This is a genomic window from Proteiniphilum sp. UBA1028 (assembly GCF_002316955.1).
GTDB lineage: Bacteria > Bacteroidota > Bacteroidia > Bacteroidales > Dysgonomonadaceae > Proteiniphilum.
This window is the reverse complement of sequence record NZ_DCEN01000033.1, coordinates 23,172-31,105: the sequence shown is the minus strand read 5'-3', so window position 1 is coordinate 31,105 and position 7,934 is coordinate 23,172. Positions and strand designations below refer to the sequence as shown.

The window sequence follows — 7,934 nt, the reverse complement described above, 5'->3', positions numbered from 1 at the left end:
ACGGGAAATACAGCAGCCATTTTTAAAGCCGGAAATGCAATCAACCACGGATGGGTACTTATCTTGAGCATGATAGAGCATTTCAAGAACGCAGGAATATCTCCGGCAGAATCCGGCAAAATGATCGGGGCAAGATTTGCAAAGACCTGGGATCCATCCATGGGATTTGAAGCATTGGCTTCAGGATTTAATTGGGGACTTCAGATCATGTCAACGTATGTTGAAGTGCTGGAAAGAAATAATAGAACCTTCAAGGCTAAATTTCTTTCACCGGCGACATACGAAAGCTGGAATGTAACCAAAGAGGATTTACTTGTTTGTTCTCAAAACACCTGGCAGGAAATTGCAGATTACATGGGAGGAATCTGTTCTTTGACAGAAGACGGCAATTATTGGATAATTACGATGACAAAGAAACCGGATTAATCATTCATACGAAGGGAAAATAGGCTTGCCTCTTTTTCCACGCTCAAATGGTGAGCAACAGAAAACTGAGCTATAAAAGGATTTCCGTTGGATTTAAATAGCGAATCAATGTTCTTCCGGAAAAGGGTACCGACCGGAAAGTAAATGATTGGGGATTTACGAAGTGAACCGTACTGGATTCGAACCAGTGGCCTCTGCCCTGTCAAGGCAGCGCTCTAAACCAGCTGAGCTAACGGTTCAGGGGCTGCAAATTTAAGCAAAAATATAGATATTTGAAAACTATAATAATAAATAATCCTATCTTTCCTCCATAAATCCTCCTCTTATGATTTTTATCACACGCGCTTGGAAATAGGCAGATTTTCATGTAATTTTATGCTGTTTTAAAATCGCCAAGTGCGAGGCGGCGATTAAAACCGCAAATTTTACTCTATCTTTGTGCTTTTTGAACAGACAGACTCCAATCATTTAAACATCAACCGATGAAAAGATGCATCATAACGGTATTCGTTGTTCTGACACTTAGTACCCCGTTTATCAATGCGCAACAGAACGACTCCATCAAAAACGAAATACTTAGCCGGCATGCCAGTGATCTCGAAATGATCTCCAAAGGTCGTTCGCTCACCCTGGAACATCTGCGGAATGGAGATCTGTCTGCCTTAAAAGAGGTGAAAGATTATCTTGCCGGTGAAATATACAATCCTTACAAAGTTTATCTTCCTGTTGAGTACTGGCTGCTTTCGTTCTGGACCGAAGATTATGTTGAATTACTCCATGAAGCTAAGCTGTTTTCTGCTGACACCCACTGGAATGGTGACAGTTACTGGCAGATGGATGAAAGGTTCAGGACCACATCCATGTTGAGAATGATTTCCGATACCGATCGTCTCCATGAGGAGGTGGGAAAGAAATCTGCAGAATCCTATTTGCCGCTGACTGTTAACATAGACAATGCGGAACTGAGCATGGAAGAGAAGGAGTTCCTCAAATTGTGGCTCTATGCTCTTCTTTTTACACCCGAAAGAGTGGACGATGAACAGGAGATGGAGGAGATGAATTCTATGGCAACCCAATTTCTGGATACCTACGGAGAAGGTGAGTATGCCGGCTACACACGCCGGTTTATCCGTTACCGGTTCCGGCCCGGAGACTGGGGGCTCGGATATGAATTTTATCTGGGTTATAATACGCTAACAGGTGGTCTGAGTAGACATTTTAGCAACAATGTGGCCGGAGGTTTCGCGCTGGATGTGCTCTACAGGGATTTAGATCTCTCCCTGCGCTTCAACTATTCTTCCACCAAAACCAAGCGGGAGGTTGTGAATAAGGAAGTCGTCTGGCCGGTCAATGTCAAGGGATATCTGGTGGGGGCCGACCTAACACTTCAGTACCCGGTTTACCAAAGGCGTGATATCAAATTTTCGCCTTTCATCGGGATCGGGGGAATGGGCATGGGTCCCACAGATACAGAGATAAAGAATCATCCCGAGCTGGGCGATTTTGATGAATTGTCGGCGCTGAACTATCTGATCGGACTGGATCTGAAACTGAACACCTGGAACAAAACGACAGACCTCTCCCGCAATGGAGGAACCTATCTGGGATTACGCTATACTTTTTACATGCCCAACTACAGCAAAAAACAGGATCTGTTAGAAGGGAACATGCACATGATCACGCTTAGTTTTGGCGGCTTCGGGCGTCCTGTGAAAAGAGATTTCTAAGTGCAGATAAAGCAAAGCCCACGCATTATTTCTGCCCTATTCCGCTATAGCTGAAGCCATAAGAGGCCAGTTCTTCCTTACTATAAATATTGCGGCCATCGACAACCAGATGGTTGTTCATGATTTTTTTCAAAATGGACCAGTTGGGCATGCGAAACTCTTTCCACTCGGTGGGCACAATCAGCGCATCGGCTTCGTTAGCGGCATCATAAATATCGGCAGCATAGTAAATATTATCGTCCAGGTATTTGCGTGCTTCCTGCATCGCTGCCGGATCGTAGGCACGTACCTTTACACCGGCATTGAGCAAGCTCCTAATCAGGGTGAGCGACGGCGCATCACGCATATCGTCGGTCTCCGGCTTAAAGGATAATCCCCACACTGCCACTGTCTTCCCTTCGACATCGCTGTTGAACCAGCTGTTAAATTTTTGAAACAAAATGGTCTTTTGGCGGTTGTTCACCTCCTCCACCGCCTTAATCACGGACATCTCATATCCCACATCTTCTCCTACCTTCATGATGGCGCGGATATCCTTGGGGAAGCAACTCCCTCCATAGCCGCAACCGGGGTAAAGAAAGCTTCTGCCAATACGGGAGTCACTCCCCATTCCACGGCGCACCATATTTACATCGGCTCCCACCCGTTCACACAGGTTGGCGATGTCGTTCATAAAGCTGATACGGGTGGCGAGCATGGCGTTGGACGCATACTTGGTCATTTCGGAAGACAAAATATCCATAAAGATGACCCGGAAATTATTGAGAAGAAAAGGGCGGTATAGCTTCGACATCAACTCCTCAGCATCTTTGCTCTCAACACCCACAATTACCCGGTCGGGGCTCATAAAATCGTTCACGGCAGCCCCTTCCTTCAAAAATTCGGGATTGGAAGCCACATCAAACCTCAGATCCTGCAACCCCCTCTCATCCAGCCTCTTCCGGACCACATCCCTGATCCTGAATGAGGTACCAACAGGAACCGTACTTTTGGTCACAATAAGCAACGGATTGCTCATATTATCGGCAATTGTATCGGCAACCGTCATCACATACGAAAGGTCGGCATTGCCCTCTTCATCGGAAGGGGTACCTACTGCAATAAAAACAATCTGCATTTCGTTCAGTATTGAAGACAGATCGGTCGTAAAATGGAGCCGTCCGGCTTCGTAATTCCGCATCACAATGGTCTTAAGGCCGGGTTCGTAGATAGGAATGATCCCATTTTTCAAACCATCAATTTTATCTTTGTCGATATCCACACAGGTCACGTCCACACCCATCTCGGCAAAACAAGCTCCCGAAACCAGACCTACATACCCCGTACCCACAATTGCAATTCTCATAATATATCTGTTTAAACTTAATTCGTTTTCTCCTTTGCTGAATGTTGAATATTCCCCGTCAGATTTCTGAATCATGATACCGGTCTCTTTCTCATGCCGTTCCCCTCAAAACCTATCTCCGTTAAGGGGAGCGCTAAAAGCCGATTCCTGATTCACCGACATCTTTTTCTTTAAATTATTTACTGGATAAAGAACCGTCAACAGGCTGATCAGACTCACCACGACAAAGACAATCAGCAAATCACCTACCTTCAGAATTACCGGATAGGCATCGATGATGTATGCACCGGGGGTATCGCTTAATTTTAAAAGGCCAAACTGCTGTTGCAGCAGACAGAGTATCACCCCGGTAACAATACCTGACACAATCCCGATCAATGTGATAAGCCATCCTTCGTAGAGGAAGATGCGGGAAATTAACCGATTGGAGGCACCCATATTCTGCAGGCTCCTGACATCCTCTTTCTTCTCCACGATGAGCATGGAAAGCGAACCGACTACATTAAACACGGCAATCAGCAAAATAAATGCCAATATGAGAAAGGTCACCCATTTTTCGATCTGCAGCATGCGGTACGATTCACGCTGTTGTTCAAACCGGTCCTCCACAAGGAAATTGTCTCCCAGAATACGTTCCATCTCCCGTTTAATCTTGTTTACAGATGCACCGGGATCAAGTTTGATTTCGAGTGAAGTCACCTCTGTCGCGTAATTAAACAGTTCGCGGGCAAGCTCAATAGGAATAATGGCCATCTGCTCGTCGTATTCCGGCTGATTAAGCCCGAAAACTCCTCCTATCTGGACATAGCCGGTGGCGAATGCAGCAGCCGGATTGGCCAGGTTCACCCTCACGTCGCGCCGCGGTGCATAGATTTCAATGGGATTGATAAAACCGGGGCGCACACCGAGAGTAACAGCCAGTCCTGCCCCCAGTGTCGTATAATCCACCACATCTTCACGCAGCCTGAACGACCCGTCGACCATCAGCTTATCCATTTCGGTCATCACCTTAAAATCTTCCGATACGCCTTTCATGTGCACCGGCACCTGCTGATCTTCGAACGTAAACAACGCATTTTCTTCAAGGGACTCGGAGATCAACTGCACGCCGGGGAGCTGCAACGCCTGATCAAATGCCGGGGTATGGTAGTCGAACACCTTTCCCTGCTTCACGGAAATTTTCAAATCGGGATCGATGGCACTGAACATATCTTCCACGATACCGCCAAAGCCGTTAAAAACAGAGAGTACACACACCATAGCCATAGTGGCTATGGCGATTCCGCACACGGATATTAGAGAAATCACATTGATGGCATTGTGCGATTTCTTCGAAAAAAGGTACCTCCGAGCAATGAAAAAAGATAGGTTCATATTGCAATGCACATTTTCACGGGACAGCATAAGGTAAGCATACGTATCCCCTCAGCTCATGTAGTAAAAAACGTTCAACAGAGAGCTATTTTAACGGTCTTTCAGCAACCTGTCTATGTTTTCAATGTAATCCAGCGAATCGTCCACATGGAACGTGAGTTCCGGAACAACCCGCAGTTGTTTACCCACTCTTTTTCCAAGTTCAAAACGTACCGACTTGACGTTTGCATTGATGTTGACCACCAGTTCTTCTGCTTTCTCTGAGGGAAATATGCTCAGGTACACATGGGCAAGGCCCAGATCGGGCGACACACGCACGTTGGTTACCGATATAAACATCCCCTGCATCTTCTTTGTCTCAAGCAAGAATATCTCGCTGAGCTCCTTCTGTATCAGCCTGTTTACTTTTTGCTGTCTGTTTGAATCCATATTTTTATCTCTTTCTGATGAGCGTTAACCCGTCACGAACAGGCAATATCACCTTCTCCACCCTGGTGTCTTCCGACACCCTCTTGTTAAAGTCAAGAATACCTTTTGTAGACCAATCGTTGCTTTTTACCTTCTCTAAAACCTTGCCATACCATAGTGTATTATCCGCAAGGATGAATCCCCCCTTTTTCATTTTCGGCAATAGCGCTTCGTAATGTGCCCAATAAGACTCTTTGTCGCCGTCCATAAAAGCCAGATCGAAACTTTCGTCGGCAAAGAGAGGTATAATTTCCAGCGCATCGCCAATATGAAGTGTGATCTTCGCTCCATGCTCCGATTCGGCAAAGTTTGCACGGGCAATATCTTCTATTTCATCGTCGATCTCGATGGTGTGCAGTTCACCGCCCTCATCAAGACCTTCGGCTAAACAAAGTGCCGAATAACCAACAAAAGTACCTATCTCCAGAATTCGTTTCGGATGGATCATCTGTGTTAGCATCTTCAAAAGCCTGCCCTGCAGATGCCCTGAATTCATGTTGGTCTGCAACATCCTCACATGTGTGTCGCGGTCGATCTTCCTCAGAAGTTCCGGCTCAGCATCGCTGTGTGCAAGGATATACTCCTCCAGTCTACCGTCTGTTTGCATTATTCCGTATAATCGGGTAAATTGTATTTCTCTTTTGCTTCCAGTATTCGCCACACTTCGGAAATTTCCAGATAAGTGGTGCCGCCCACCTCCCCGAAGCTCCCCCCCAGATAGGCCACGCGGTCTTTGGGTGCGATCAGCTTCTTTTCCATCAACCTGCGTATGGCTTCGGTGAAATAGGCCCTTCGGCTCTCCTTCGTATTGCCGTCGCCCTTTCCCGTCTGAAGCTCAGCCAGAATACCATAGGAGAGTGCCAGCTCCCGCGCCAGACGTCCCGTGGTGGTGATGGCATAAACGGGACTTTTCCCCCGGAATGCCGCCAGCACACGCGCAGTCTTACCGGTATGACTGTCCGTCACAATGGCTTTCACATTCAGCCGTACGGATGACTTCACCGCCTGCTTAGCCAAAAACTCCGTCACATCACGATCATCTTCGGGATTGTACGGCACACGGATATCGTTCTCGGTCAGCTTGGTCAGTTCTGCCTCGTATGCGGTTTTGGCCATGGTGCGCACCGCTTCAACCGGATACTTGCCATAGGCTGTCTCCCCGCTGAGCATCACCGCGTCGGTGCGGTAATAGATGGCATTGGCAATGTCGGTAATTTCGGCACGCGTGGGACGCGGGTTCTGGATCATCGAGTGCAACATTTGTGTAGCCACAATCACCGGTTTCTTGTGTTGTATGGCTTTCTTAATGAGTACACGCTGTATTCCGGGTATCTTCTCCTGAGCGACCTCTATACCCAGATCACCCCGTGCTACCATAATGCCATACGCTGCTTCCAGGATTTCGTCGGCATTATCTACACCTTCCTGATTTTCAATCTTGGCGATGATCTTGATGGGGCTTTTCAGTTCGTTCAGGATCTCCTGTACAGCCAGTACATCTTCCTTATTGCGCACAAAGGAGTGGGCAATGAAATCCACATCGTGCTTCACCGAAAGAGCGATGAAGTTTCTGTCGCGGGAGGTGATGGCCGGCAGATTGATCCGCACACCCGGAATGTTCACACTTTTGCGACTTCCGATAATGCCGTCGTTCATCACACAGCAAAGCAGGTAGTCCTTGTTTACTTCTGTTACTTTCAGGTCTATCTCGCCGTCGTCAATCAGGATATCATCATCTACATGCATCTCCTCGGTGATGTTGGAGTAGGAAATGTAAATGGTTTCTCTCGAGGATATACCCGACGGGTTACCCACAATTTTTATTATGTCGCCTGTCTTCAGCTCGATAGGACTTTCAGCTACCGTAGTGCGGATCTCGGGGCCTTTGGTATCCACAAGGATTGCAATCTGGGGCGACACCTGCCGTACATTATTGATAATATTCAGGAAGCCTTCCTCGTTGAGATGGGCGGAATTGAGTCGTACCACATTCATTCCGGCATCAAACAGCTCCTCCAGAAAAGGGATATCACATCGTTTGTCGGAAATAGTGGCGATAATTTTTGTTTGTTTAAGCATATTATATATTGATATTTCAAACTATGTAACGTTTGGATTTACTTTTTGTTTTGCGACTTAATCGCCTCAACAGCCAAACGATAAGAATCCAGACCAAAGCCAGCTATTACACCCAGGCAAACGGCAGTCAGCATCGATTGATGGCGAAACTCCTCCCGCGCATGTACGTTGGAGATATGCACCTCTACCACGGGCGACGAAACAGCCTTGATGGCATCGCGGATGGCGACCGACGTATGGGTGTATCCGCCGGCATTAAGGATAATTCCGGCACTGTCAAAACCAGCCTCTTGTATTTTGTCGATAAGTTCGCCTTCAATGTTCGACTGGTAATAACCGATTTCAATGTCTGGATAACCGGACCGAAGCCGGGTCAAAAAATCGTTGAAATTATCCTGTCCGTATACATTTGGCTCACGCACGCCAAGCAGATTGAGGTTGGGCCCGTTAATGATCTGAATCTTCATAGTTGTATCTTCTTTATCTTGGATCTTGGGTTTCTTGTCTTGCGTCTT

The 7,934-nt window shown here is 46.9% G+C and carries 8 protein-coding genes and 1 tRNA gene; 2 read left to right on the top strand and 7 right to left on the bottom strand.

Annotated elements, in window-relative coordinates:
• Positions 1 to 426: hypothetical protein (locus B3Z75_RS04840; RefSeq protein ID WP_294068249.1), on the top strand; the 426-nt coding region annotated here is incomplete at its 5' end.
• A 164-nt stretch (positions 427 to 590) separates the two neighbouring features.
• On the opposite strand, the gene B3Z75_RS04835 is transcribed toward B3Z75_RS04840, so the two are convergent.
• A tRNA-Val gene (locus B3Z75_RS04835) sits at positions 591 to 665 on the bottom strand.
• A gap of 243 nt (positions 666 to 908) precedes the next feature.
• Between B3Z75_RS04835 and B3Z75_RS04830 the strand changes: the two genes are divergently transcribed.
• Positions 909 to 2,153 (top strand): hypothetical protein, encoded by a 1,245-nt coding sequence (locus B3Z75_RS04830; RefSeq protein ID WP_294068248.1) that lies wholly within the window; start codon positions 909 to 911, stop codon positions 2,151 to 2,153.
• A gap of 25 nt (positions 2,154 to 2,178) precedes the next feature.
• Here the strand turns inward: B3Z75_RS04830 and B3Z75_RS04825 are convergent, their stop codons facing one another.
• From B3Z75_RS04825 to aroQ, 6 genes are all read right to left on the bottom strand, one after another.
• Positions 2,179 to 3,498: a UDP-glucose dehydrogenase family protein gene (locus B3Z75_RS04825; RefSeq protein WP_294068247.1), complete on the bottom strand. Its 1,320-nt coding sequence runs from the start codon at positions 3,496 to 3,498 to the stop codon at positions 2,179 to 2,181.
• A 105-nt stretch (positions 3,499 to 3,603) separates the two neighbouring features.
• Positions 3,604 to 4,872, bottom strand: a complete 1,269-nt coding sequence (locus tag B3Z75_RS04820; protein WP_294068246.1) for an FtsX-like permease family protein — start codon at positions 4,870 to 4,872, stop codon at positions 3,604 to 3,606.
• Positions 4,873 to 4,962: 90 nt separating this feature from the next.
• Complete coding sequence (gene rbfA / locus B3Z75_RS04815; protein WP_294068245.1) at positions 4,963 to 5,301, bottom strand: 30S ribosome-binding factor RbfA; 339 nt, start codon at positions 5,299 to 5,301, stop codon at positions 4,963 to 4,965.
• A 4-nt stretch (positions 5,302 to 5,305) separates the two neighbouring features.
• Positions 5,306 to 5,947, bottom strand: a complete 642-nt coding sequence (locus tag B3Z75_RS04810) for an O-methyltransferase (RefSeq protein WP_294068244.1) — start codon at positions 5,945 to 5,947, stop codon at positions 5,306 to 5,308.
• Positions 5,947 to 7,419 carry a pyruvate kinase gene (pyk, locus tag B3Z75_RS04805; protein WP_294068243.1) on the bottom strand — a complete coding sequence of 491 codons (1,473 nt, stop codon included), beginning with the start codon at positions 7,417 to 7,419 and terminating at the stop codon, positions 5,947 to 5,949. Before pyk ends, B3Z75_RS04810 begins: the two co-directional genes overlap by 1 nt.
• A gap of 38 nt (positions 7,420 to 7,457) precedes the next feature.
• Positions 7,458 to 7,886 (bottom strand): type II 3-dehydroquinate dehydratase, encoded by a 429-nt coding sequence (gene aroQ, locus B3Z75_RS04800; protein WP_294068271.1) that lies wholly within the window; start codon positions 7,884 to 7,886, stop codon positions 7,458 to 7,460.
• Between the last annotated feature and the right edge of the window lie 48 nt (positions 7,887 to 7,934).

Excerpts from the sequence above, each read along its gene's own strand:
- aroQ (WP_294068271.1), bottom strand. The coding sequence starts at position 7,886 with ATGAAGATTCAGATCATTAACGGGCCCAACCTCAATCTGCTTGGCGTG.
- B3Z75_RS04820 (WP_294068246.1), bottom strand. The coding sequence starts at position 4,872 with ATGAACCTATCTTTTTTCATTGCTCGGAGGTACCTTTTTTCGAAGAAA.
- B3Z75_RS04825 (WP_294068247.1), bottom strand. The coding sequence starts at position 3,498 with ATGAGAATTGCAATTGTGGGTACGGGGTATGTAGGTCTGGTTTCGGGA.
- rbfA (WP_294068245.1), bottom strand. The coding sequence starts at position 5,301 with ATGGATTCAAACAGACAGCAAAAAGTAAACAGGCTGATACAGAAGGAG.
- B3Z75_RS04810 (WP_294068244.1), bottom strand. The coding sequence starts at position 5,947 with ATGCAAACAGACGGTAGACTGGAGGAGTATATCCTTGCACACAGCGAT.
- pyk (WP_294068243.1), bottom strand. The coding sequence starts at position 7,419 with ATGCTTAAACAAACAAAAATTATCGCCACTATTTCCGACAAACGATGT.
- B3Z75_RS04830 (WP_294068248.1), top strand. The coding sequence starts at position 909 with ATGAAAAGATGCATCATAACGGTATTCGTTGTTCTGACACTTAGTACC.